21 protein-coding genes and 1 pseudogene are annotated in these 25,365 nt (G+C 70.0%); 9 read left to right on the forward strand and 13 right to left on the reverse strand.

The features are described from left to right. Positions 1-34: 34 nt before the first annotated feature. Both ACZ6S6_RS35925 and ACZ6S6_RS35930 read right to left on the reverse strand, forming a co-directional pair. The gene (locus ACZ6S6_RS35925) at positions 35-1,816 is read right to left on the reverse strand and encodes an ABC transporter ATP-binding protein (protein WP_469709218.1); all 1,782 of its coding nucleotides are present in this window, start codon (positions 1,814-1,816) and stop codon (positions 35-37) included. Next, on the reverse strand, positions 1,813-3,663 hold the full coding sequence (locus ACZ6S6_RS35930) for an ABC transporter transmembrane domain-containing protein (RefSeq protein WP_469709220.1): 1,851 nt from the start codon (positions 3,661-3,663) through the stop codon (positions 1,813-1,815). The genes ACZ6S6_RS35925 and ACZ6S6_RS35930 overlap by 4 nt, the downstream gene beginning before the upstream one ends. A 270-nt stretch (positions 3,664-3,933) precedes the next feature. On the opposite strand from ACZ6S6_RS35930, the gene ACZ6S6_RS35935 reads away from it, so the two are divergent. Continuing rightward, complete coding sequence (locus ACZ6S6_RS35935; RefSeq protein ID WP_469709222.1) at positions 3,934-4,674, forward strand: hypothetical protein; 741 nt, start codon at positions 3,934-3,936, stop codon at positions 4,672-4,674. Here ACZ6S6_RS35935 and ACZ6S6_RS35940 read toward each other — a convergent pair. Together ACZ6S6_RS35940 and ACZ6S6_RS35945 are read right to left on the reverse strand one after the other, a co-directional pair. Continuing rightward, positions 4,665-7,604, reverse strand: coding sequence for an FAD-binding and (Fe-S)-binding domain-containing protein (locus ACZ6S6_RS35940; RefSeq protein WP_469709224.1), 2,940 nt, complete (start codon positions 7,602-7,604; stop codon positions 4,665-4,667). The two genes, ACZ6S6_RS35935 and ACZ6S6_RS35940, sit on opposite strands and share 10 nt — an antisense overlap. A gap of 42 nt (positions 7,605-7,646) precedes the next feature. Further along, positions 7,647-8,090 (reverse strand): MarR family winged helix-turn-helix transcriptional regulator, encoded by a 444-nt coding sequence (locus ACZ6S6_RS35945; protein ID WP_363072851.1) that lies wholly within the window; start codon positions 8,088-8,090, stop codon positions 7,647-7,649. Between the two features lie 232 nt (positions 8,091-8,322). Here ACZ6S6_RS35945 and ACZ6S6_RS35950 point away from each other — a divergent pair, with 232 nt between their 5' ends. From ACZ6S6_RS35950 to mltG, 3 genes are all read left to right on the forward strand, one after another. Further along, on the forward strand, positions 8,323-10,128 hold the full coding sequence (locus ACZ6S6_RS35950) for an ABC transporter ATP-binding protein (protein WP_362956717.1): 1,806 nt from the start codon (positions 8,323-8,325) through the stop codon (positions 10,126-10,128). Positions 10,129-10,296: 168 nt separating this feature from the next. Further along, on the forward strand, positions 10,297-11,442 hold the full coding sequence (locus tag ACZ6S6_RS35955; RefSeq protein ID WP_469709226.1) for an FAD-dependent oxidoreductase: 1,146 nt from the start codon (positions 10,297-10,299) through the stop codon (positions 11,440-11,442). Positions 11,443-11,871: 429 nt separating this feature from the next. Continuing rightward, entirely contained in the window at positions 11,872-12,720 is an 849-nt protein-coding gene (gene mltG / locus ACZ6S6_RS35960; RefSeq protein WP_469709228.1) for an endolytic transglycosylase MltG, read from the forward strand. Between the two features lie 180 nt (positions 12,721-12,900). On the opposite strand, the gene ACZ6S6_RS35965 is transcribed toward mltG, so the two are convergent. The 6 genes from ACZ6S6_RS35965 to ACZ6S6_RS35990 form a co-directional block, all read right to left on the reverse strand. Further along, entirely contained in the window at positions 12,901-13,989 is a 1,089-nt protein-coding gene (locus ACZ6S6_RS35965; RefSeq protein WP_362956726.1) for an NAD(P)-binding domain-containing protein, read from the reverse strand. A gap of 67 nt (positions 13,990-14,056) precedes the next feature. Further along, positions 14,057-15,265 (reverse strand): LLM class flavin-dependent oxidoreductase, encoded by a 1,209-nt coding sequence (locus ACZ6S6_RS35970; protein WP_362956729.1) that lies wholly within the window; start codon positions 15,263-15,265, stop codon positions 14,057-14,059. After that, positions 15,262-16,290, reverse strand: coding sequence for an ABC transporter substrate-binding protein (locus ACZ6S6_RS35975; protein ID WP_469709229.1), 1,029 nt, complete (start codon positions 16,288-16,290; stop codon positions 15,262-15,264). The genes ACZ6S6_RS35970 and ACZ6S6_RS35975 overlap by 4 nt, the downstream gene beginning before the upstream one ends. Positions 16,291-16,348: 58 nt before the next feature. Further along, complete coding sequence (locus ACZ6S6_RS35980) at positions 16,349-17,128, reverse strand: ABC transporter ATP-binding protein (protein ID WP_362956735.1); 780 nt, start codon at positions 17,126-17,128, stop codon at positions 16,349-16,351. Further along, positions 17,101-18,003: an ABC transporter permease gene (locus ACZ6S6_RS35985; RefSeq protein WP_469709232.1), complete on the reverse strand. Its 903-nt coding sequence runs from the start codon at positions 18,001-18,003 to the stop codon at positions 17,101-17,103. Before ACZ6S6_RS35985 ends, ACZ6S6_RS35980 begins: the two co-directional genes overlap by 28 nt. A 210-nt stretch (positions 18,004-18,213) precedes the next feature. Further along, the gene (locus ACZ6S6_RS35990; RefSeq protein ID WP_311307964.1) at positions 18,214-18,297 is read right to left on the reverse strand and encodes a putative leader peptide; all 84 of its coding nucleotides are present in this window, start codon (positions 18,295-18,297) and stop codon (positions 18,214-18,216) included. A gap of 92 nt (positions 18,298-18,389) precedes the next feature. On the opposite strand from ACZ6S6_RS35990, the gene ACZ6S6_RS35995 reads away from it, so the two are divergent. Beyond that, positions 18,390-18,812 (forward strand): YjbQ family protein, encoded by a 423-nt coding sequence (locus ACZ6S6_RS35995; protein ID WP_469709234.1) that lies wholly within the window; start codon positions 18,390-18,392, stop codon positions 18,810-18,812. A 200-nt stretch (positions 18,813-19,012) separates the two neighbouring features. Here the strand turns inward: ACZ6S6_RS35995 and ACZ6S6_RS36000 are convergent, their stop codons facing one another. After that, the gene (locus ACZ6S6_RS36000) at positions 19,013-19,465 is read right to left on the reverse strand and encodes a hypothetical protein (RefSeq protein ID WP_469709236.1); all 453 of its coding nucleotides are present in this window, start codon (positions 19,463-19,465) and stop codon (positions 19,013-19,015) included. Positions 19,466-19,674: 209 nt separating this feature from the next. Between ACZ6S6_RS36000 and ACZ6S6_RS36005 the strand changes: the two genes are divergently transcribed. After that, positions 19,675-20,142 carry an SRPBCC family protein gene (locus ACZ6S6_RS36005; protein ID WP_469709238.1) on the forward strand — a complete coding sequence of 156 codons (468 nt, stop codon included), beginning with the start codon at positions 19,675-19,677 and terminating at the stop codon, positions 20,140-20,142. Here the strand turns inward: ACZ6S6_RS36005 and ACZ6S6_RS36010 are convergent. Further along, positions 20,045-20,455, reverse strand: coding sequence for a transposase (locus ACZ6S6_RS36010; RefSeq protein ID WP_469709240.1), 411 nt, complete (start codon positions 20,453-20,455; stop codon positions 20,045-20,047). The two genes, ACZ6S6_RS36005 and ACZ6S6_RS36010, sit on opposite strands and share 98 nt — an antisense overlap. A gap of 276 nt (positions 20,456-20,731) precedes the next feature. On the opposite strand from ACZ6S6_RS36010, the gene ACZ6S6_RS36015 reads away from it, so the two are divergent. After that, on the forward strand, positions 20,732-22,786 hold the full coding sequence (locus tag ACZ6S6_RS36015; protein ID WP_469709242.1) for an NACHT domain-containing protein: 2,055 nt from the start codon (positions 20,732-20,734) through the stop codon (positions 22,784-22,786). On the opposite strand, the gene ACZ6S6_RS36020 is transcribed toward ACZ6S6_RS36015, so the two are convergent. After that, the gene (locus tag ACZ6S6_RS36020; protein WP_469709244.1) at positions 22,769-23,458 is read right to left on the reverse strand and encodes a hypothetical protein; all 690 of its coding nucleotides are present in this window, start codon (positions 23,456-23,458) and stop codon (positions 22,769-22,771) included. The two genes, ACZ6S6_RS36015 and ACZ6S6_RS36020, sit on opposite strands and share 18 nt — an antisense overlap. A gap of 386 nt (positions 23,459-23,844) precedes the next feature. Here ACZ6S6_RS36020 and ACZ6S6_RS36025 point away from each other — a divergent pair, with 386 nt between their 5' ends. Beyond that, entirely contained in the window at positions 23,845-24,690 is an 846-nt protein-coding gene (locus ACZ6S6_RS36025; protein ID WP_362956756.1) for a hypothetical protein, read from the forward strand. A 3-nt stretch (positions 24,691-24,693) separates the two neighbouring features. Further along, positions 24,694-25,248: pseudogene (locus ACZ6S6_RS36030) on the forward strand (transposase); the annotation flags it as partial. Positions 25,249-25,365 lie beyond the last annotated feature (117 nt).

Here is a 25,365-nt window from a genome sequence, read left to right on the forward strand (position 1 = left end):
AGAGCCGGTGGATCCGGGGACCGCCACGCCCCGGTCAGCCGTGCCAGGACCGCCACAGCGCCGCGTACGCGCCGTCCGCCGCCACCAGTTCGTCGTGGCTGCCCAGCTCGCTGATCCGGCCCTCCTCGACGACCGCGATCACATCCGCGTCGTGCGCCGTGTGCAGCCGGTGCGCGATGGCCACGACCGTACGGCCGTCCAGCACCCGGGCCAGCGAGCGCTCCAGATGGCGGGCCGCGCGCGGGTCGAGCAGCGACGTCGCCTCGTCCAGCACCAGCGTGTGCGGATCGGCCAGCACCAGCCGGGCCAGCGCGATCTGCTGGGCCTGCGCGGGAGTGAGCGCCACTCCGCCCGAGCCGACCTCGCAGTCCAGCCCCTCGTCCAGCGCCCTCGCCCAGTCGTCCGCGTCGACCGCGGCCAGCGACGCCCACAGCTCGGCGTCCCCGGCACCGGACCGGGCCAGCAACAGGTTGTCCCGCAGCGAACCCACGAACACATGGTGCTCCTGGTTGACCAGCGCCACATGCGTACGCACCCGCTCCGCGGTCATCTTCGACAACTGCGCGCCGCCCAGGGACACTTCACCGGTACGCGGGGCGTAGATCCCGGCCAGCAGCCGGCCCAGCGTGGACTTGCCCGCACCGGACGGGCCGACCAGCGCCAGCCTGGTCCCCGGAGCGACGTCGAGCGACACCTTGTGGAGCACGTCGAGACCGGCCCGGTAGCCGAAGTGCACCTCGTCGGCGCGTACGTCCCGGCCGTCCGGGGCCACCGCCGCGTCGCCCGCGTCCGGCTCGATCTCGCGGACCCCCACGAGACGCGCCAGCGACACCTGGGCGACCTGCAACTCGTCGTACCAGCGCAGGATCAGGCCGATCGGGTCGACCATCATCTGCGCGAGCAGCGCACCCGTCGTCAGCTGCCCGACGGTGAGCCAGCCCTCGATCACGAACCAGCCCCCGAGCATCAGGACCGCGCCGAGGATCGTCACGTACGTGGCGTTGATGACGGGGAAGAGCACGGACCGCAGGAACAGCGTGTACCGCTCCCAGGCCGTCCACTCCTTGACCCGCTGGTCCGACAGCGCGACCCGGCGCGCACCCAGCCGGTGCGCCTCCACGGTCCGTCCGGCGTCCACCGTCTCCGCGAGCATGGCCGCGACCGCCGCGTAACCGGCGGCCTCCGAGCGGTACGCGGACGGCGCCCGGCGGAAGTACCAGCGGCAGCCGACGATCAGCACCGGCAGCGCGATGAGCACCGAGAGCGCCAGCGGGGGAGCGGTGACGGTGAGCGCGGCGATCAGCAGACCCACCCAGACCACACCGATGGCCAGCTGCGGCACCGCCTCGCGCATGGCGTTGGCGAGCCGGTCGATGTCTGTGGTGATCCGGGAGAGCAGATCACCCGTACCGGCGCGCTCCAGCACGCCCGGCGGCAGCCGGACCGACCGCACGAGGAAGTCCTCGCGCAGATCCGCCAGCATCTCCTCACCGAGCATCGCGCTGCGCAGCCGCATCATCCGGGTGACCACGGTCTGCACGATCAGTGCGACGGCGAACACCGCCGCGGTGCGCTCCAGATGGAGGTCGGTGACCCCGTTGGACAGATCCTCGACGAGCCCTCCCAGCAGGTACGGCCCGGCGATCGAGGCGACCACCGCGACCGTGTTGAGCGCGGTGACCACGGTGAACGGCCGCCGGTGGCGCCGGATCAGTTCCCTGGCGTACGTCCGTACGGTCGTGGGGGTGCCGACCGGCAGGGTGGTGGCCGACTCGGGCGCGGCCGGGTCGTAGGCCGGTGGTGCGACGCCGGTCATGCCCTCTCCTCGATTTCCTCGATGGTGTCGATCGCGTGGATCGATTCGTCCTCGCCCGGCTGAGCCGGGATCTCGTCGTCGGTCTCGCGGGTGACGACGGCCCGGTAACGCGGTTCGCCGCGCAGCAGTTCACGGTGGGTGCCGACCGCCACCACAGTGCCCCGGTGGACCAGCGCCACCCGGTCCGCCAGGTCGAGCAGCAGTGGGGACGAGGCGAAGGCCACCGTCGTACGGTCCTTGCGCAGCGCCTTGATACCCGCGGCGACCCGCGCCTCGGTGTGCGAGTCGACGGCGGACGTCGGCTCGTCGAGCACCAGCGCCTCCGGATCGGTCACCAGCGACCGGGCCAGGGCCAGGCGTTGGCGCTGGCCGCCGGAGAGCGACCGGCCGCGTTCGGTGATCCGGGTGTTCATCGGATCGCGGTCCGAGGCCACGGACGCCTGTGCCAGCGCGTTCAGGACGTCGTCGCACTGTGCGGCGGACAGCGCGTCCCCGGCGGTCACCCGGCCGGACGACGGCACGTCCAGCAGTTCGCGCAGGGTGCCGGAGAGCAGCACCGGGTCCTTGTCCTGGACCAGAACGGCGGTCCGGGCCGCGTCCAGGTCCAGTTCGTCCAGGGGGACGCCGCCGAGCAGCACGGACGGCACCTCGTGCTCCGCCGCCCCGTCCTCGACGGCACCGTCCTTCGTCACCTCCGGCTGGGCGTGGCCGCCGAGCCGGTCCGCGAGCCGCCCGGCCTCGTCCGGATCGCCGCACACCACCGCGGTGAACAGGCCCTCGGGCGCCATCAGTCCGGTGACCGGGTCGTACAGATCCCCGGCCGGTGAGGCCTCGATCGTCGACGGCCGGGCGACCCGGCTCAGCGAGAGCACCCGGACCGCGCGCTGCGCGGACGGCCGCGAGAAGGAGTACGCCATGGCGATCTCCTCGAAGTGGTGCAGCGGGAACAGCAGCAGCGTCGCCGCGCTGTACACGGTCACCAGCTGACCGACGTCGATCAATCCGTCGCGGGCCAGCGCGGCCCCGTACGTGACCAGGGAGATCAGCAGGATGCCCGGCAGCAGGACCTGGATCGCGGAGATCAGCGACCACATCCGCGCACTGCGCACGGCGGCCTTGCGGACCTCCTGCGAGGCACGCCGGTAGCGGCCCAGGAACAGTTCCTCGCCGCCGATGCCGCGCAGGACGCGCAGTCCGGCCACGGTGTCCGAGGCCAGTTCGGTGGCCTTGCCGGCCTTCTCGCGCTGGACGTCGGCGCGGCGGGTGGCGCGGGGGAGCAGCGGCAGGACGCCCAGGGCGAGCAGTGGCATGGCGAGCGCCACGAGCACACCCAGCGAGGGCAGATAGAGGACGAGCCCGACGCAGACGATGACGAGGGCGGCAGCGGCGGCGGCGAAGCGGGAGAGCGCCTCGACGAACCAGCCGATCTTCTCCACATCACCTGTCGACACCGCGACGACCTCGCCCGCGGCGACCCGGCGGGTCAGCGCCGAGCCGAGCTCCGCGGTCTTGCGGGCCAGCAGTTGCTGGATCCGGGCGGCGGCGGTGATCCAGTTGGTGATGGCGGTCCGGTGCAGCATGGTGTCGCCCACGGCGATCAGTACGCCGAGAACCGCGATCAGCCCGCCGGCCAGCGCGAGCCGCCCGCCGGACCGGTCGACGACCGCCTGGACGGCGAACCCGACGCCGAGCGGCAGCCCGGCGATGGAGCACTGGTGCAGCAGGCCCCATGACATGGCCTTGAGCTGTCCGCGGATCTGGTTGCGGCCGAGCCAGATCAGAAAGCGAGGGCCCGACCGGACGTCGGGATCGCCGGGATCCGAGTACGGAAGATCGCGAATTTGCATGACGTCCCAAAGATCGGAAGGAGCTGAGGTCCGCGAGGGACCTCCAGAATCACGTGGGGAGAAGCATGTGGGGGGACCAAACCGTCCAATCCTCGCGTCCCGCCGGGGGCGCGGCAAACCCTTTTACGTGCCGGGAGACCGGCCGCCGCACGGACCCGGGCCGGCCGCGCGGCAGGCACCGGTGGGTGAGGGAGTAAAGATTCGGCACGCATTCGCCGCGGCCCGCACGGGCCGGCGGGGCCGGACGCCACGGAGTGCGACCATGGGCGGATGCATATAGCCGGTACGGTACGAGTGGTGGTCTCGGCGGCCGCCTGCGGTGTCCTGCTCACGACTCTGACGTCATGCGGCGGTGGATCCGACGCGCAGAAGGGCGACGCGCGGTCGGCCGGTGCCGGGACGCCGAAGGACAAGGCGCAGACGGCCGACCTGAAGCGCATTCCGGATGTCGGCGACCGGTTGCAGTCGAAGATCCCGGCCAACTCCCGTCAGGTCGTCACCGTTTACGGAGAGGGCAGGAACTCCGCGGACTCCACTGTCGTGCTCTACACCAGAACCGGCTCCACCTGGGACAAGACCGCCGGATGGAAGGCCCACAACGGCAAGAAGGGCTGGGCCGCCGACCACCACGAGGACGACAAGCGCAGCCCGGTCGGTGTCTTCGGCCTCACCGACGCGGGCGGTGTGCTGCCCGACCCCGGCGCCCTGCTCCCGTACACGGAGACGGCGTCCATCCAGGCACCGCACTACTGGGCCAAGTCCCACTGGCACGACTTCGACTACGTCATCGCCATCGACTACAACCGCGTCAAGGGCACCGCTCCGAACGACCCGACACGGCCCGAGGGCCAGTCCAAGGGCGGCAGCATCTGGCTGCACATGGACCACGGCAGCGGCACATCGGCGTGTGTGAGCCTGCCGAAGGCCGCCATGGAGAAGCTGCTGCGCACTCTTGACCCGAAGCAGCACCCGGTCGTCGTCATGGGCGACCGCGCCAGCCTTCAGACCTGACCGGGACCGGGCCGGGTCGCCCGCTCCAGTTCCATCAGCACCGAGTAGTACGAACGGCCCGTCGCCCGGTCCATGCCGATCTCGCACATCCGGTTGGCCGAGAGATACCGGTCGTACTCCCGGGTGTTCACCTCGGCGGCCTCCTTCGCGGTCGCCGAGGCCGTCAGCTCCTCGTGCAGCATGCCGCGGTCGCCCGCGAATCCGCAGCAAGCGGCGTCGTCCGGGATGACGACCTCCTGCGCGCAGGCCTCGGCGACCGTGCGCATGTGCTCCACATCGCCCAGATGCTCCATCGAGCAGGTCGGATGCAGGACCGCGGAGCCGGCGCGACGCAGCACCGTCAGCTCCGGCAGGAGTTCGTCGGCGGCCCAGACCAGGGAGTCGACGACGGTCAGCTCGCGGTGCAACGCCCGGTTGTCCTCGGTCAGATACGGCACCACCTCATGGGCGATGCCCAGCGTGCACGAGGAGGCGTCGACGACCAACGGCAGCTTTCCGCCCGCTGTCCAGCCCCAGGCCGCCGCCACGATCCGGTTGGCCATCACGGCGTTCGCGGTGTCGTACCCCTTCGAGTGCCAGATCGTCGCGCAGCAGGTCCCGGCGGTGTCCGGCGGGATCCAGACCGGCTTTCCGGCGCGCGCCGACACGGCGACCACGGCCTGCGGCAGGGACGGTACGTGCTGCCCCTCGGGGCCGGCGAAGATGCGGTTGACGCAGGCCGGGTAGTAGACGGCGCTCGCTCCCGCCCTGGAGGTGGGCGGCAGCTTCCGGGCGGCGGCACCGGGGATCTCCGGCAGCCAGGCGGGCATCAGATCGGGGCGCACGGCCCGGCGGGCGAGAGCGGTGACGCCTTCCAGCAGCCGGTCGTCGATCCGGCTCGCAGCGGCGACCGCGAGCCGGGCCGCCGCCTCCACGGCGCGGAAGTTCTTCGCCGTGAGCGCGGCGATCCGTTCCTCGCGCGGGGAGTGCCGCTGATGGCGGAAGTCCTTCATCATGACGCCCGTGTCGATGCCGACCGGACAGGCGAGTTTGCAGGTGGAGTCGCCCGCGCAGGTGTCGACGGCGTCGTAGCCGTACGCGTCGAGCAGCCCGGTCTCCACCGGCGAACCGCCCGGCTGCCGCATCATCTCCCGGCGCAGCACGATGCGTTGGCGCGGCGACGTGGTCAGGTCGTGGCTCGGGCAGGTCGGTTCGCAGAACCCGCACTCGATGCACGGGTCGGCCACCGGCTCGACCCGGGGGATGGTCTTCAGGCCGCGCAGGTGGGCCTTGGGATCGCGGTCCAGGACGATCCGGGGCGCCAGCACCCCGTCGGGGTCGATGAGCCGCTTGGTCCGCCACATCAGTTCGGTCGCCCGCGGTCCCCACTCCAGCTCCAGGAAGGGCGCGATATTGCGGCCGGTGGCGTGTTCCGCCTTGAGTGATCCGTCGAACTGTTCCACGGTCAGCTTGCAGAAGTCCGCCATGAAGGCGGCGTACCGGTCGACGTCGGAGGGCTTCGCCGCGTCGAAGGCGAGCAGGAAGTGCAGGTTGCCGTGGGCCGCGTGGCCCGCGACGGCGGCGTCGAAACCGTGCTCGGCCTGGAGCTCCAGCAGCGCTTCGCACGCGTCGGCCAGCCGCGAGGGCGGGACGGCGAAATCCTCCGTGATCAGTGTCGTACCGGACGGCCGGGAGCCGCCGACCGCGGTGACGAAGGCCTTGCGGGCCTTCCAGTAGCCGGAGATCGTCCCGGCGTCCCGGGTGAACTCATTGGTCACCGAGGTGACGGGCCGGACGAGCTCCAGCCGGCGTACGACACCGGCCGCCGCCCGCTCGCAGGCCTCCTGGCCCGCCTCGTCCGGGGCACGGAACTCCACCAGCAGCGCCGCGGCCGCCTTCGGCAGCCCGGCCCAGTCGGCGGGCACCCCCTGGACGCTGACGGAGGCCCGCAGGGTGTTCCCGTCCATCAGCTCGACGGCGATGGCGCCCGCTTCGTTGAACAGCGGGACGGCGGCCGCCGCCGCGGTCAGGGACGGGAAGAAGAGCAGCGCGGTGGAGACGCGGCGGTCCAGCGGCAGCGTGTCGAAGACGACCTCGGAGATGAAGCCGAAGGTCCCCTCGGAGCCGACCATGAGCCCGCGCAGGATCTCCACGGGTGTCGTGCCGTCCAGGAAGGCGTCGAGCCGGTACCCGTTGGTGTTCTTGATCTCGTACTTGGCCCGGATCCGGGCAGTGAGTGCGGCATCGGCCTCGATCTCCGCCTTCAGCGCGAGGAGCCCCGCGCAGAGCTGCGGCTCCGCGTGCGCCAGGTCCTCGTCCGCCGAGGGGTCGCCGGTGTCCACCACCGTGCCGCCGGGCAGCACGAAGGTGAGCGACGAGACGGTCCGGTACGAATTGCGGCTGGTGCCCGCGGTCATCCCGGAGGCGTTGTTGGCGACGACCCCGCCGATCGTGCAGGCGATGGCGCTGGCCGGGTCGGGGCCGAGCAGCCGGCCGTACCGGGCCAGGGTGGCGTTGGCCCGCATGATCGTCGTCCCCGGCCGGATGCGGGCCCGCGCGCCGCCGTCCAGGACCTCGATACCGGCCCAGTGGTGCCGTACGTCGACGAGGATGTCCTCGCCCTGCGCCTGGCCGTTCAGGCTGGTGCCCGCGGCCCGGAAGACGACGTTGCGGCCCTTGCCGTGCGCGTACGACAGGATCGCCGAGATGTCGTCGATGTCCTCGGGGACGACGACGACCTGGGGCACGAACCGGTAGGGGCTGGCATCGGAGGCGTACCGCACCAGGTCGGAGATCTTCCACAGCACCTTCCGCGGCCCCAGCAGGGCCGTCAGCTCGCCCCGCAGCGGCTCAGGTGTGCCCGGCGCCCGCTCGTCGGGCACCCGGTCGTGGGTGGGGCTGCGCATCGCGCCGGGGCTCAGGGCTTCCGGCTTCGGCTCCAGCAGCGGCATTCGAGGTCCCCTCGGCGGCTCGGCGCGGTGCTTCGCGCCCGGTCAGCAGCGGCGCTCCGGCATTCCATTGACCAGAGCGGTCAGCAGCCCGCCGAGCACTTCGCGCTGCTCGGCGGTCAATGGAGCCAGGATCTCCTCTGCGGCCGCGCGGCGCCCGTTGCGCAGCGACCGGAGGGTGGCGATGCCCTCGTCGGTGATCTCGATCCGGACCACCCGGCGGCTGTCCGGATCGGGGGCCCGGCGCACCCGGCCGCTGGCCTCCAGGCCGTCCACCAGCGTGGTCACGGCACGCGGGACCACATCGAGGCGCTGCGCGAGATCCGCCATCCGCGGCGGACCGTCGTAGTGGGCGACGGTGCGCAGCAGCCGGAATTGCGCGGGGGTGATGCCGACCGGCTCCAGCTGACGGCTCTGAATGCGCTGGAGCCTGCGGGTCAGCCGCAGCAGCTGTTCGGCGAGCAGGCCGTCGGGGTCGGGGGAATCCATACGGGGAACAATATCAGGATCTGGTTCATTGTGAGTACAGGTAACAATGAGCTATGCTCCTATCTGCTCGACTGTCACGGACCGTGGATCCCGACGGGACGTCGATCCGGACCGACGATCCGGACGACGATCCGCACTGTCGATCCGGACCATCACGGACCGCTGACGCGCATACCGGCGCAGGTGGTCGCAGCCTTTTCTCCCTGTTGCCGCACGCCTGACGAAGGAGCCCATGAAACCCGACGAACCCACGTGGACGCCCCCGCCCAGGGAGGCCGAGCAGCCGCCCGCCGAGCTGCGCCGCATCCTCCGCCTCTTCCATCCGTACCGTGGCCGCCTCGCGGTGGTCGGACTGCTCGTCGGCGCCTCGTCGCTGGTGTCGGTCGCCTCGCCGTTCCTGCTGCGCGAAATCCTCGACACCGCCATCCCGCAGGGACGGACCGGGCTCCTCTCGCTGCTCGCCCTCGGCATGATCCTCACCGCCGTGATGAACAGTGTCTTCGGCGTGCTGCAGACCCTCATCTCCACCACCGTCGGCCAGCGCGTGATGCATGACCTGCGCACCGCGGTCTACACCCAGCTCCAGCGGATGCCGCTCGCCTTCTTCACCAGAACCCGCACGGGCGAGGTCCAGTCCCGGATCGCCAACGACATCGGAGGCATGCAGGCCACCGTCACCTCGACGGCGACCTCGCTGGTCTCCAACCTCACCGCGGTCATCGCCACCGTCATCGCCATGCTCGCGCTCGACTGGCGGCTCACCGTCGTCTCGCTGCTCCTGCTGCCGGTCTTCGTCTGGATCAGCCGCCGGGTCGGCCGGGAGCGCAAGAAGATCACCACCCAGCGGCAGAAGCAGATGGCCGCCATGGCGGCCACGGTCACCGAATCGCTCTCCGTCAGCGGCATCCTGCTCGGCCGCACCATGGGCCGGTCGGAGTCGCTCACCAAGGGCTTCACCGAGGAGTCCGAGCGGCTGGTCGACCTCGAAGTGCGCTCCAGCATGGCCGGACGCTGGCGGATGTCGACGATCGGCATCGTCATGGCCGCCATGCCGGCCGTCATCTACTGGGCCGCGGGCATCACCCTGCAGTCCAGCGGACCCGCCGTCTCCATCGGTACGCTCGTCGCCTTCGTCTCGCTCCAGCAGGGCCTCTTCCGGCCCGCCGTGAGCCTGCTCTCCACCGGGGTGCAGATGCAGACGTCCCTCGCGCTCTTCCAGCGGATCTTCGAATACCTCGACCTCACGGTGGACATCACCGAGCCGGAGAACCCGGTCCGACTGGAGAAGATCCGCGGCGAGGTCCGCTTCGAGAACGTCGACTTCAGCTACGACGAGAAGAGCGGCCCCACCCTCAGCGGCGTCGACGTGGCCGTGCCCGCCGGCGGCAGCCTGGCCGTCGTGGGTCCCACCGGCTCCGGAAAGTCCACCCTCAGCTACCTGGTGCCGCGCCTGTACGACGTCTCGGGCGGCCGGGTCACGCTGGACGGCGTCGATGTGCGCGATCTGGACTTCGACACCCTCGCCAGGGCCATCGGGGTGGTCTCCCAGGAGACGTATCTCTTCCATGCCTCCGTCGCCGAGAACCTGCGCTTCGCCAAGCCGGAGGCCACCGACGAGGAGATCGAGGCGGCGGCCCGCGCGGCACAGATCCACGATCACATCGCCTCGCTGCCCGACGGCTACGACACCCTGGTCGGTGAGCGCGGCTACCGCTTCTCGGGCGGTGAGAAGCAGCGCCTGGCCATCGCCCGCACGATCCTGCGCGACCCGCCGGTGCTGATCCTGGACGAGGCGACGAGCGCCCTGGACACCCGCACCGAGTTCGCCGTGCAGGAAGCGATCGACGCGCTCTCCGCCGGACGCACCACGCTCACCATCGCTCACCGGCTCTCCACCGTGCGTGACGCGGATCAGATCGTCGTCCTGGACGGCGGGCGGACCGCGGAGCGCGGCAGCCACGAGGAACTGCTCGACCAGGGCGGGCGCTATGCGGCCCTGGTCCGCAGGGACACCCAGCTGGCCCCCGCGGCAGGCTGAACAGCCGGACCGGACGAACTCCATTCGCGGGAACGAACTTGTTCGTGACGAACGCGTTCGTTATTGTGGGGTGTGCGCCCCTCGTCCTTCCGTTGCCGCCGAGGGGGACAGGCTCGCAGTGCACCGGACTGCGCGGCCGGTATTCCCGCACGAGCTGGAGGTACCACCATGAGCACCACGCACCACCACCCGATCGCGATCATCGGCGCCGGTCTCGGCGGCCTCACGCTCGCCCGCGTACTGCACATCAACGGGATCGAGGCGGCCGTCTTCGATCTGGAGGCCGACCGGAACGCCCGCACCCAGGGCGGCATGCTCGACATCCACGAGGAGACCGGCCAGGCCGCCCTGCGCGCCGCCGAACTGCACGAGAGGTTCCGGGAGAAGGTCCACCCCGGCGGCGAAGCCATGCGGGTCCTGGACAAGGGGGCCCGGGTACTGCTCGATCGGGCGGACGACGGTGCGGGCGGCCGGCCCGAGATCGACCGCGGAGACCTGCGCGACCTGCTGCTCGACTCACTGCCCGAGGGCACCGTGCGCTGGGGCAGCAAGATCACCGGTGCCGGTCCGGCCGGCGCCGGACAGCACCGGGTCACGCTCGCCGACGGCACCGCCTTCACGGCCGGACTGCTCGTCGGGGCGGATGGCGCCTGGTCCCGTATCCGTCCGCTGCTCTCCGACGCAGTCCCTGCCTATACCGGCATCTCCTTCGTGGAACTGGACCTCTTCGAAGCCGACACCCGGCACCCCGAGTGCGCCGAACTCATCGGCGGCGGAATGTTCTTCGCGCTCGGCGACAACCGGGGATTCCTCGCGCACCGCGAATCGGACGGCAGCCTCCACGTCTACGCCGCGCTGCGCGCCGCCGAGGACTGGCTGTCTACGATCGACTTCACCGACGCGGAGGCCTCCAGGGCCACGCTGGCCGAGCACTTCGCGGACTGGGCGCCCGGCCTCCGCCGGCTGATCACCGACTGCGACGGCCTGCCGGTGCCGCGCCTCATTCACGCACTGCCCGCCGGGCAGGAGTGGAAGCGCACCCCGGGCGTCACCCTGCTCGGCGATGCCGCCCACCTGATGTCCCCCTTCGCGGGCGAAGGCGCCAACCTCGCCATGATCGACGGCGCGGACCTGGGCCGGGCGCTCGCCGCTCACCCGGGTGACGTCGAAGCAGCCCTGGCCGCCTACGAGGCACCCCTCTTCACGCGGAGCCGGAAGAGCGCTCAGGAGTCCGCCGAGGGCCTGGAGATGATCTTCAACGACCGGGCACCGCAGCTGCTCGTCGAACTGTTCTCCTCCTTCGCGGCGCAGTGAACCCGAATGCGGCGAACCTTGAACGCAGCACCCCGCACGGACGCGCACGGCACACACGACGGCGCCGCCGCTCCCGTGGGACGGGGAGCGACGGCGCCTGATCGGACAACGGTCAGATGAGCCAACCCACGAAGTGGACGACGCCGGCGAGCAGGTTGGTGAGGATGTTCATCTGGTGTTTCTCCTTGTACATGGTGCATCTCTGGGACAGCACAGTCGCGGTCTGCAGCCCGTCGCTTGCGCCCTGTAATCATCATGTAGCGCACAGCGGTTGAGCAACGAATACCGATACGACCACACGTTCCAGCGAACATCCGATCCCCTGTTCGTGTGTTCGCCCTCCGTGGTGCGGGGTGTGGCGTGCGGGGCGCGCGTGTCGCCGGAGGCGGGGTGCCGGACGGGAGGATCGGTGCGGGATAGCGTGCCCGCATGGTGAACGAGTCCCCGGACACCCCGCCCCGTCGCAAGCTCCGCCCGTCCCGGCGCGGCCGGCTGGCGCTGCTCGTCGGCGCCGTCCTCGTCCTCGTGGTGGCCGCCGCCGTACTCGTACCGCTGCTGACGAGGGAGCCGACGACCGAGCGGACCCGGTCCCTCGTGATCCCCGAGGGGTGGCGGGCCTCCCAGGTGTACGAGGCCGTGGACAAGGTGCTCGACGAGCCCTCCGGCACCGCGGAGAAGGCCGTCGCCACGGCGGACCTGCCCCTGCCGGCCGCGGCGAAGGGCAACCCCGAGGGCTACCTCTTCCCGGCGACGTACCCCGTCACCTCCGGTACGACCCCGGAGAGCCTGCTGCGCTACATGGTGGACACGGCGGTCAAGCGGTTCGGCGCGGACCACATCACGGCCGGGGCGCGGCGCAACGGCGTCACGGTCTACCAGACGGTGACGATCGCCGCCATCGTGCAGGCCGAGGCGGACACCGCGCCGGACATGGGCAAGGTGTCCCGGGTCGTCCACAACCGGCTCGCGCGCGACATGCCGCTCCAGATGGACTCCACGCTCAACTACGCGATGAACCGCAGCACCCTGGACACCACCACGGGCGACACGAAGATCGACAGTCCGTACAACAGCTATGAGCGCAAGGGCCTGCCGCCCACCCCCATCGGCAATCCGGGGGAGCAGGCGATGGTGGCCGCGATCAGTCCCACCCCCGGCCCCTGGCTCTACTTCGTCACCGTCGCGCCGGGCGACACCCGTTTCACCGCCGACTACGCGGAGCAGCAGCGCAACGTCGCGGAGTTCAACCGCAACCGCCGCAGCGCCGCCAACGGCTGAGCAGCTGAGTGGCCAGTTGAGTGGCCCCCCAAGTGGTTCCCTGAGCGGCCCTCTGCGTGGCCCCCTGTGTGGCCCCCGCCTTCGGCGCGCCACGGCCGACGCATTCAAGACCCCGGCAGCCCGCCCCACGCCCCGATGTGCTCAGGCCGCGGCAGCCGCCCGCCCCACGCCCCGACCCGCTCAGGCCGCGGCAGCCGTACGTTCCGCGCCCGGCTCGGCCCGGTCCAGCAGCCGTCCGATCGCCCGTGCGGCGGCCCGCCCCGCCCGGTTGGCGCCGATCGTGCTGGCGGAGGGTCCGTAGCCGACGAGCTGGACGCGCTCGTCGCGTACCGCCTGTGTCCCCTCCACCCGGATGCCGCCACCGGGTTCGCGCAGTCGCAGCGGGGCGAGGTGGTCGACGGCGGGCCGGAAGCCGGTCGCCCAGAGGATGACATCGGCCTCGACGGTGCGACCGTCGTCCCAGGCGACTCCGGCCGGTGTGATCCGGTCGAACATCGGCAGACGGTCGAGCACCCCCGACGCGCGGGCGCGCCGGACGGCATCGGTGACCGGCAGCCCGGTCACGCTCACCACGCTCTGCGGCGGCAGCCCGCGCCGCACCCGGTCCGCCACCATGGCGACGGCGGCGCGTCCCTCGTCCGCGCCGAACGGGCCCTCCCGGAAGACCGGCGGCCGACGCGTCACCCAGTGGGTGTCCTCGGCCACCTCCGCGATCTCCATCAGATGCTGGGTTCCGGAGGCCCCGCCGCCCACCACGACCACCCGCTGTCCGGCGAACCCGGCGGGCCCCGGATAGTTCGCCGTGTGCAGCTGGCGGCCCCGGAAGGTGTCCTGGCCCGGGTAGCGCGGCCAGAACGGCCGGTCCCAGGTCCCCGTCGCGTTGATCAGGGCCCGCGTCGCGTACGTACCCTCGGAGGTCTCCACGAGCAGCCGCCCGCCGTCGCCCTCGCGCACCGCGCTCACCTCGACCGGCCGGTGCACCCGCAGGCCGAAGGCGCGCTCGTACGCGTCGAAGTACTCGCCGATCACCTCGGAGGAGGGCCTGCTGTCATCGGCACCGGTCAGCTCCATGCCGGGCAGGGCGTGCATGCCGTGCACCTTGCCGTACGTCAGCGACGGCCAGCGGAACTGCCAGGCGCCACCGGGGCGCGGGGCGTGGTCGAGCACCACGAAGTCGCGGTCCGGCTCCAGGCCCGTACGGTGCAGATGGTAGGCGCCGGACAGACCCGCCTGTCCGGCGCCGATCACCACGACATCCACTGAGTGCACCCCGGTATTGTTCACGCTTCTACTAACTGTGCCGGAGCCGTGGATCTTCCCGCGCCCGCCGAGGGGCTCAGCGTCCCCCGGCGAACAGCAGCGGCGCCCCGCCCGGCGCGGAGGCCGGGCGGCCGTTCGCCGCGGGCACCGCCGGCAGCGGGGATGCCGGGACCGTCGACAGCAGTCCCCGGGCCGCGAGCTCCGGAGTGACGCCCTCACCGAACCAGTACGCCTCCTCCAGATGCGGGTACCCGGAGAGCACGAAGTGCTCCACGCCCAGGGAGTGGTACTCCTCGATCCGGTCCGCGACCTCCGCGTGGCTGCCCACCAGCGCGGTGCCCGCACCACCGCGCACCAGACCGACGCCCGCCCACAGGTTCGGCGCGATCTCCAGCTTGTCGCGGGAGCCGCCGTGCAGCGCCAGCATCCGCTGCTGCCCCACCGACTCGCTCCTTCCCAGCGCCTGCTGGGCCGCGGCGACCGTGTCGGCGTCGAGGTCGCCGAGCAGCCGGTCGGCGGTCGCCCACGCCTCGCGGGACGAGTCGCGCGAGATGGTGTGCAGCCGGATGCCGAAGCGGACGGTACGTCCCTGCTCCTCGGCGAGCCCCCGGATCCAGTCGATCTTCTTCTTCACATCAGCCGGCGGCTCGCCCCAGGTCAGATAGACATCGGCGTGCTCCGCCGCGACCGGCCCCGCCGCGGCCGAGGAGCCGCCGAAGAAGACCTCCGGCAGCGGGTCCGGCGGCAGCGCCGTCAGCCCGCCCTCCACCTGGTAGTGCTCACCGTCGAAGTCGAACGGCTGCCCGCTCCACGCACCCCGCACCACCGACAGGAACTCCGCGGTCCTGGCATAGCGCCGGTCGTGGTCCAGATGGTCGCCGAACCTCCGCTGCTCCGTCGAGTCCCCGCCCGTCACGACATTGAGCAGCAGCCGCCCCCGGGTGATCCGCTGATACGTCGCGGCCATCTGCGCGGCGAGCACCGGCGAGATCACGCCCGGCCGGAACGCCACCAGGAACTTCAGCCGCTCGGTGTGCTGGGCCAGCGCCACCGTCGTCAGCCAGGCGTCCTCGCACCAGGTCCCGGTCGGCGTCAGCACAGCCTCGAACCCCAGCTGCTCGGCAGCCTTGGCGATCTGCGCCAGATACTCGATGTCGGGCGCGCGCACCCCGCTGACCGGAGTGATCCGGTCCCGCCTGATCCCGCCGTCGGTGTACGCGTGCCGGTCTACGAGTGTGCGCCCGTCGCCGCCCGTGGGCAGGAACCAGTGCAGGTGGACATTCATGAGGAGGCCTTTCCGTACGAGCGGGGAGTTGCCGAGGACGCGGGGAGGTCGCGGTTGAAGCGGGTATCGACGTAGTCCTTGAAGACGAAGCGGTGCGGGATGAGCTTCAGATCGGCGAAGGTGTCCGCGATCTCCTGCTCGGAGGCGATCGCGGCCGGATCGATGGCGACGGGGACCCGGGTGCCGTACGTCAGCTTCACGGCGTCCAGTGCCACCTCGTAGGGCAGCCCGGTCTCCTTCGCCCACACCTTCGCCCACGCCTCGGGATGCTTGAACACCCAGTTCTGCGCCCGGTTGAGCCGGACCAGCAGATCGCCGATGGCCTTGGACTTCCCGGACTCCTTGAGCGCGGCGGGAGAGGCGACCTGGAACCCGAGGCCGTTGACGACCCCTTCACCCGTGGTCAGTACCCGCGCCTTGCCGCCGCGCAGCACCTGCGAGGTGTACGGGTCCCAGATCGCCCAGGCATCGACCTTGCCCCGGCTGAACGCGGCCAGTGCGTCGGCCGGCTGAAGGTATTTCAGCTTGACGTCGGAGACGCTGAGACCCGCCTTTTTCAGTGAGCTGATCAGCTGGAAATGGGCGGAGCTGCCCTGGGCGACAGCGATCGACGCGCCCTTGAGCCGGGCCGGGTCCCGCAGCGGCGAGTCCTTGGGGACCACGATCGCCTCACCTGCCGACGAACCGTGTGTGGCACCCACCACCACGACCTTGGAACCGGCGCCGGCGGCGAACACCGGCGGGGTGTTGCCGACCCCGCCGATGTCCACGGCCCCGGCGTTGACCGCCTCCAGCAGAGGTGGTCCGGAGGTGAAGGTGGACCATTTGATGCGGTAGTCGAGATCGTCCAGCTCGCCGGAGGCGCGCAGGATGGCTTCGTAACCGCCCTTCTGGTCACCGATGTTGAGCGTGACGCTGCCCTTGCCGTCGGTGCTGCTCGCCGTGGAGGCGGAGGTCGCGCCGCCGCAGGCGGTGAGCAGCAGGGCGAAGGGCAGCAGCAGCGCGGGCAGGGTACGGCGATTCATATCGTCTCTCTCCGGTCCGGACAGGCGAGGTTCAGGAGGTTCAGGAGCTTCAGGATGTTCAGGCGGTTCCGGCGGGCGTGGGAGCGGTGTCCACGCCGAGTTCGGTGAGCAGCCGGGTGCGCAGCGCGGCGAACTCCGGAGTGCCGGGGCTGCGAGGGCGGTCCAGGGAGACCGGGGTCTCGTACGCGATGGCGCCGTCCCGCATCACCAGTGCACGGTCGGCCAGGAGCAGCGCCTCGTCCACATCGTGCGTGACGAGCAGCACGGCGCAGCCACGGCGCTGCCAGAGCTCGGCCACCAGCTGCTGCGCCTTGATCCTGGTCAGCGCGTCGAGCGCGCCGAACGGCTCGTCCAGCAGCAGCAGATCGGGCTCGCGGACCAGCGCTCGCGCCAGCGAGGCACGCTGCGCCTCACCGCCCGAGAGCGTCCTGGGCCAGGCCCCGGACCGTTCGGTGAGCCCTACCTCCGCCAACGCCTTCTCGGCCAATGCGCGTTCGGGCTTCCCGGGCAGTCCGAGCAGTACGTTGCGCCAGACCCGCTTCCACGGCATCAGCCGCGGCGCCTGGAACGCGACCGCCCGGCGCCGGGGGACCAGTACCGTCCCCCGGATCTCCCGGTCGAGGCCGGCGAGCACCCGCAACAGGGTCGACTTCCCGCATCCGCTGCGCCCGAGCAGCACGGTGAACTCCCCGGCACGCAGGGTCAGATCGAGCCCGTCGACGACGGCCCGGCCGTCGAAGGAGCGGGTCAGCCCCTCGACACGCACGGCGGCCTGTGGCAGTGCGTCGGCCGGGGCGGGGGAGCGGGTGATCACTGGCCCGTGAAGGTCGGTCGCCATTGCAGCAGCAGCCTTTCGAGAATGCGGACGATGACGTCGGCGGTGAGGCCGAGGAAGGCGTAGACCACCAGGCAGACGACGATGACGTCGGTACGGAAGAACTCCCGGGCCTGGTTCATCAGGAAGCCGATTCCGGCATCGGCATTGACCGATTCGCCGAACACCAGTGCCAGCCAGGCGGTCGCCAGCGAGTAGCGCAGCCCCGTCATGGCCCCGGGCAGCGCCCCCGGCAGCACCACATGCCGTACCAGGCCCCAGCATCCGAGCCCCAACGACTCGCCTGCTTCGATGAGTTGGGGATCCACGCCGCGAATGCCCGCGTGGACGTTGAGGTACAGATGAAAGGCCACCCCGAGCGCGATCAGCGCCACCTTCGGGGCCTCGCCGATTCCCAGCCAGATGATGAACAGGGGGATCAGCCCGACCCAGGGAACGGTGCGCAGCATCTGGACGCTCGCGTCGACCAGATCCTCACCCAGCCGGGAGAGCCCCGAGACCAGCGCGAGCGCGGTCCCGACGGCGCCCCCGAGCGCCAGCCCCACGGCCACCCGCTGGAGCGAGATGGCCATCGCCGAGGTCAGGGTCCCGTCGGCGATCAGGTCCGATCCCGCGCGGGCGATGGTGCCGGGCGAGGCCAGTACGTCCGGATGCAGCACACCGGTGGCGCTGAACACCTGCCACAGGGCGAGCAGCAGCAGCGGTCCGACGGTGCGCCGGAGCCACCGCGGCACGTTCCGCAGCCGCGCTCCGCGGGCGGCGGTCGGAGTCACGGCCTCCAGGTCGAGCGGACACCGGTCGGCCGAACCCTCCGGCGGACCGGATTTCGGTGTTCGAGGGGATACGCCGGGTGGGGCGAGAGCATGGTCGAGAGTCATGAGGGCTCCACGAGCGGTTCATGGGGAGGGGCGTGCCCAGGCACCCGGGCACGCGACAGCCGCGCCGCACCGGCGGAGGTCGCGGAGGACCCGGCGCGGGCGTCGGACGGGGCTGAGCGTCACGGGAGAGGTGGGGCAGGACGCGTACGGCGTCAGGAGCGTGGGGGCGTCTCGCGCCCGGTCACTGACGGGAAATGCGCTGAGAGAACGTCAGCAGCCGCGACAACACGCGGCGGAAGCCACTCGCAGCAGGTCGATGTGACCGCGCGAAGTGAGCAGAGCTGATCGGAACATGGCGCTGAAGGTAGCGATTCCTTAAGGAAACGGTCAATGGTGTCTCGGCACGTGGACGCGCGATCCTGCCGTACGGGCAGGAGAATGAAGCCATGCCCACCGCCTTCACCACCAGCGTCCTGCACATCACCACGGGAACCACGGAGACCGTCACCGATCTGACGTCCGACTGCGAACAGTTCCTCACCTGGGCCGCCGCCGGCCGGGACGGCCTGCTCAACATCTTCGTACCGCACGCGACAGCCGGGATCGCGGTCCTGGAGACCGGCGCGGGCAGCGACGACGACCTCCTCTCCGCCCTGCACACGCTGCTCCCCGCCGACGACCGCTGGCAACACCGCCACGGCAGCCCCGGCCACGGCCGCGACCACGTACTCCCGGCCTTCGTACCGCCGCACGCGACGCTGCCGGTGATCGCGGGGCGGCTGGAGCTGGGGACGTGGCAGTCGGTGTGCCTGGTCGACACGAACGTCGACAATGCGGACCGGCAGGTGCGGCTGTCGTTCCTCGGGTAGTGGCCCCGTTACTGCAGGACTGTGGGGGGTGAGGTCCGGCCGGACCAAGCGAGAGGGTCCGGCCGGCCGGCCACGGCCGCCCTGGTGAACGATTTGCGTCACCAGGGCAGTGGCTCGGGCCGCCGGTGCCACCACCAGCCCAGTTGCCTGCCACGCGCCTCCGCGCCCAGGAGCAGGGGGATCCTCAACCCCCGGACAACCTACGGGATCCTCATCACCTTTGCGTTCGGCAGCTGTTGAATTGGGATTTCCGCGGCATCAACCACATGGACGGGGGCTTCGTCGTCGGATTCGTAGAGGCGTACCCGCGTGACGTTCCCTTCAGGGGTGGCCGCCCAGTAGGCGCTTGGCGGGATCGGCTCCGCAGGGAAGAGCACCACCAACTCGGTTGCTGTGGCTACGCGCTGAGCCAACGCCGATTCTGAGGGAGGAGCGGAAACGAACTCCTGCGCATAGATGTCCAACTCCCAAGAGAGGTCTCCGCGAAGGGTGCTGTACTGGCATGAGACGGCGGCTTCCCAGTTCCTCAGGTCGGGATCACCGAAGTAGTCGGCTACATCCACATCCGCGACACTCACGTCAAAGGCCGATGCCAGGACGGTTACCAGTATGTGCGGTTCCATCGCGCCGGCGACTAACAGGTTATACATCATGGAGTGATCGCGTTGTAGATTTTCAAGGCCTTTTCGATGGCTTCCGGGTTTCGCACAAAATTCGGATCCCTTGCGAGCTGCGGGGCTGCTGAAATATCGCCGCGAGCCCGGACGATCTAGATATCGTCCCGTGCCCGCCGCTGTCCTCTTCTTCCGGTTGACCCGGAACCCTTTCCGGTCATGGTGAGACGCGGTCTACCCTTGTTGGGGTGTCGTCTCTCGGTGTTACTGCTTCTTCGCACTCATCGGCGTCTGCCGCCATCGTCTACGCGGCGCTCCTGGATGCAGAATCCTGGCCGTTGTGGTCCGCCTACGCCGACGTCGAGTGGGATGTGCCTGCGGGAGTCGACCGACCGGCACGCGTGGATGACCTGCGCACCATCCGTTCCCGCACGGGGCGTGTGTGCTGCCGCGAGCGCGTCGTCGAGATGGTTCCCGACCAGCGGTTCAGCTACGAACAGGCCGCAGGGCTGTTCACGTCTCATCGAGGGTCTGTGGACCTGGCCCGAGCCCCATGTGGCGGCACCGACATCACCTGGTCAGCGACCTACCGGCACACCCTCCCTCTCTTGGACATGCTCAGGAGACGGCGCCTGCAGGTTTGGGTCCACGATCTCGCGTCATACGCCAACTCAATCGTGAGCCGTAACTCCTGGAATCGCAGGACAAGTTCATGATCCGATTTCCTTGAGGCGCCTCCAGCAGATGAGGCTGCAGCCCAATGAGACCAAGGCGTCGTGGAGTTCGAGGCGTCGTTCCCATCGGACTGCGAGACGTTTGAGGGCCGGCCAGCACGACGGGCGGGATGCCGTCGACCAGACTGAGGGTCTGGGTGATGTCGTTGACGTTTGCCGCGGTGGTGATGACTTTGAGCGGGGTGCCGCGTCCGTCGCAGATCAGGTGGTGCTTGCTGCCCGTCTTCCGCCGGTCGACCGGCGACGGACCGGTGTCGGCGCCCCCTTTTTTCGCGCGGATGTGGGAACCATCCACGCAGGCCCGTGACCAGTCGAGTTCGCCGACCGTGTTCAGCTCTGCGAGCAGGACCTGGTGCAGCCGGTCGAAGACTCCCGCCTCCTGCCGCCGGTCCAGACGCCGTCAGCACGTCTGACCCGAGCCGAACCCCAGCTCCAGCGGTAGGAGTTGCCCCGCTATACCGCCCACCCTATAGACGACTCCGGCGAGTTGAGATTTCATGATTCCATGACGAACAGAGAGCGATGGATCTTGGCTCTCTGGCTGACAGGGGTCGGAGTGGTCGTCTGGGCGGTGGTCCAGTTCGGCTTCGAGCCGGTGACGGCGGCTCTGGGGATCGGCGGGACGATCCTGGTCGCCTCCCCGGCCAAAGCCATCATCAGACGTACCTGGGCGTGGAACGCCGAACCCAGTGAGGGTGCTCAACTTGACGCCGCCGCCGTGGCGTTGAACCGCGCGGTGGAGCGCCACTGGACCACTGAGGCAGGTCGGCGCAAGCAGCATCTCGCGGTCGATCGCATCCCCGTCCGCTGGGACACCGTCCATGATCCGCGCTCCCATGCTGCTCTCGCCGGGGACACCGGTCCCCTGACGCAACACGGCACACTCGACACCTTGATCGACGACTACCTTGCCCAACCCTCCCGCCTGGTCATCGTGGGCGACGTGGGCTCCGGAAAGACTGGGCTGTGCGTCAAACTTACGCTGGAGCTGTGCCGTATAGCTGACCCGCAGCGTGTGCCGGTGCTGCTCCAGCTGTCCACCTGGGACCCGGCAGTGAGCTTTCAGGACTGGATGGTGCGGCGCGTCACGGAGGACTACCGGTTCCTCAACGACACGACCAAGTACGGCCAGGGCTCGGCCATGGAACTGTTCCGCCACCGTCGGCTGCTACCGATTCTCGACGGACTCGATGAGCTGCCGCTCGAGACACGCGCCCAGGTAATCAGGACGCTACGCGACAACACCCACCTGCCGACGGACACCGTCCTGACCTGCTGCTCGGATGAGTTCCGGGCGGCGATGGCCGAAGAACCCCTCCCGGACAGTCGGACGGTGCGTCTGCTGCCTCTGCTGCCCGAGGACACGGTCACGTACCTGGAGTCCCACTTCCCCGACGATCTGGACCGCTGGCAGCCCGTCCTGCGCAGCCTGCGTGAGGACGCCACAGGCCCGTTGGCCACCACCCTGTCCCGGCCACTGATGCTCTTCCTGGCTCGCGCCACCTACCAGCCCCGGGACAGTGCCCCGGAAGACCTCCTCGATGGGGCTCGGTTCGAAGCGAGCGAGCAGATCGAGGAACATCTCCTCGACACGTTCGTCCCGGTCGTATTCGAGTCGCCGCCGGTGGGCGCCTACGAAGGCAATCCGGCCCGCCCCTCCCGCGACTGGCCGGCGCCCGAGGCGAAGAGATACCTGTCGTTCCTCGCAGGCTGCCTCGACTCCCAACGCCGCAGCGGCGAACAGGGCGCAGCCGATCTCAACTGGTGGGCGCTGCCCGCGCTCGCCGGGGTGCCCCGCTACGCGTTTGTCGTAGTCCCCGCAGTGATCGGCACGGCGAGCTGTTGTCTGCTCGGCCTGCTGGTCTTCGGCCTCTTCGGACGCCCAGCGTTCGGAGCCTTGTTCGGCGCCGCGGTCGGCGTGGTGTTCAGTCCCCTGCTCGGCCTGGTGAGAGTGCAACCACCACGGCGCTTCGCGCCGCGCCGCGTCCGACAGCATGACCAACTGCTGGTGCGCCCACTGTTCATCGATCTCGGCTTCGGTCTGATCGGCCTCGTCACCGGCGGGCTTATCGCGACGCTGCTGTACTCACCGGCGTTCGGGTTGACCGCGGGCCTCGCCTTCGGCTTCGTCTTCTCCACGGCCCGCCGTTTCACCCGCCCCACGGAGCCGAAGCACGAAATCACACCGCTCCGCTCCCTGCTGGACGATCGCAACGCGGTGCTGTACGTCTGGCTGCTCGGATCAGTGGCGGGTCTGGTCGTGGGTGGATTTCTCGCCACGGCCGGGAGCGACGAGGCGCGCTACGACCTGGTCTTCTCGGTGTCCCCGCTGGTGCGGGGCGTCATGGGAGCCCTTGTGGGCGCATTGCTGTCCGGGGGAGGTCTCGGCATGGTCGTGCTGGCGACGAGCGCATGGGGCCGCTTCCTCACGGCCCGCTGGTGGCTGGCCTGGCGCGCCCACACTCCTTGGCATCTGGTCGCGTTTCTCGACGATGCTCACAAGCTCGGCGTCCTGCGCTCGACGGGTGCGCACTACCAGTTCCGGCACGCTACCCTGCAGCACCGCCTGGCGGCAGGCCGTACCGCTCCCTCTCTGACGTCCCCGGGCTCACCGGGCGCCGACTGACGAGTCGGCCTGCGCGGCGGACGCGGTGTCGGGAGCGGCCATGGAGAGCACCGGTACGCCGAGCACCCAGAAAGTGCTGCGACTCGGTCGAGCTCTGTCGCGCCGCCCGTGGGGTGCCTCGGCGTGATAGGCGGCGTGCGGGAAGCGAACGCCTCCGGAGCGCGAGCGTCGCCCGGTGACGACCGTCTCAATCCCCGCCAGATCCGCATGCGCAAGGGCCAGGGCCGCGTACTGGCAGTCGGGCAGGGGGAACGTGAACTCGATGGTGACTCTTGAGGACTGGCCTGCCCCCCGCTCGGACTCTTGGCGGGCCAGGAGTTCACGTACATCATGGGAGCAGGCCAGTTCGTACTTCGACTCGTCCCAGCGGTCGAGGCCCGGACCGTACCGCCGATGGGCCGTGAACCGTACGACCTCGAACCAGGTGTCCCGCAGGGCCGCAGTCTGCGCCGCCAACCACTGCTGCTCGTAGAGGCGTTGACGCTGCTCGATCCTGCTCAATGTGTACACACGGGTCAGCAGCCACAGCAACAGCACCACCAGCGTCCAGCCCAGGTAGGAACGTGCCGAGGGCGCGACCACGAACTGCCCCGCCCAGAGCAGCGCCAGAACCAGCAGGCCCCAGCGGTTCGCAGCCTGCGCCTCGGCGAATCGGGGAGTTCGCAGCCGCACCAGGGTCATTCTGGCCAACGCAGCGAACCGCGATCCCGCCGGGTACAGGGGCACTTGCAGGTCAGGGCGCGGCGCACCGAAGTGCCGGTCCGAGGGTTCGGACGATGTGGCTACTCCGGCTGAAGTGTTCACGTCCGCCCGCCCATCCCAGCCCCCGTGCTCCTCCAATAGAACGTACCCGAATGCCACGCCGAGTCACCCCGAACACCCCATGCTGTTGATGCGCGGCCAGCGATGGACTATGCCGGGCGGAGTGCGGTAAGCCTTCTCGAATGGGGGACGCGAAACGTGAGGTACAACGGGATGCGCTGGCGGTCTTACGGTGCGCCGTCTCAGCGAGGGGGTGGGGTTCGGTTCTGAGGTTCGTCCGCACTGACTCTCGGCGAGTGCTGCGGGCCTTCGACCGTAGCGTGCTTCCGCTTGTCGAACGTACTGTCAGCGACGCGACCCTGCGGCACGCGATCCAGAGGTCCTTCATGGGCACGAGTGTGAAGGTGGGGCTCGCCATGTGGGGGTACGCGACCATGGCGCGCGTGCCGTTCGATGCCGAGCTGACGGTCCTGGGCAGCTCGTTCACACGTCTGTACGACGATCTCATCGACCATTGCGAACGTGAGGACCTGGACAGCGACTTGACCGCGCTGTTCGCCGGCGAAACTTTCCGTCCCCGCAGTCCGTTGGAAGCCCTGCTGCTGCTCCTGCACTCCACGATCGCCGCACGGCTGCCGCACGCAGCCGGCGACCCGATCCACTCGCTCATCCGGGAACTCCACACATTCCAACTTCGCTCCCGTGCCCAGCGGGGCTCTCACATCTCAGCAGCCGAAGTGCTGGACATCGCCCGGGGGAAGGGCGGGCTGGGGATGGCTGCCCTGTTCGCTCTGCTCCGCCCGGGAATGCCTGAAGCGGAGCGCGACATTCTCGTCGAGTTGGGCGATGTCTTCCAATTGCTGGATGACTTCCACGACCTCCCACTCGACCGGGCAAATGGCATTACCACCAGCGCGACCCTCGGCGCCCTCTCCCTCAGCGACCTGGCAACCCGCATCGCCCGTCTGCGGACCTGCCTCGCCGAGTACTACGGAAGCGCCGCGCCCCTGTCCGCCCAACTGGCCTTGACGCTCATCGGCGCACCTGTCGCGGCCCGCGACCGCAGACGCCGGGACTCGCCCAACCCCAAGACCGACCCACTGCACCTGCTGCTCTCGCGCGCCGGCAACATCAGGGCCTGAGCTCGGCGTGGCCACGGTGCTCTGTACGCGGCCCTGGAGCGGGGCTGGGCCGAGCCGACAAGGCTGCGTCGCGCGCTGACCGGCCTTGCCGGTGCCCAGCTCCGCGAGGTGGTGGGCCGGCTGATCGCCGCCGGGCGCTGGAATCCGGGCGATCCGAAGATCTTGATCGTGATGGACTCCGGCTACGACGTCGCCTACCTCTGCCACGCCCTGGCCGACCTTCCCGTCGTCCTTGTCGGGCGTCTGCGCTCGGACCGGGTCATGCTCCGCGACCCTGGCCCCACCCAGTCGGGCCGCAAGGGCGGGCGGCCCCATCGGCACGGCGGCGTCCTCGCCTTCGCCCGGCCCGAGACCTGGCACGAACCCGACGTCATCACCGCCACCGACACCACCCGCTACGGCAAAGCGGCCACAAAGGCTTGGGACCGGATGCACCCCCGGCTCACCCACCGTGGCCCCTGGCTGGAACACGCGATGGAAGAACTCCCTGTTGTCCACGGCACGTTGGTGCGGGCGGGAAGTCGAGCGACTGCCGGCGACCACTTCGTGACGCCCGTTCGACGCTGCTTCTGAACGAATCCGGGAACAGGCGCACTCTTGACGGGCCGTTACCTCGCCCGCCATGGATTGAGGAGGTGTCTGTCGATGCGCTCATCTGTCCTTGCGTGACAGTGA

The sequence above is a fragment of the Streptomyces sp. NPDC048671 genome (assembly GCF_055587045.1).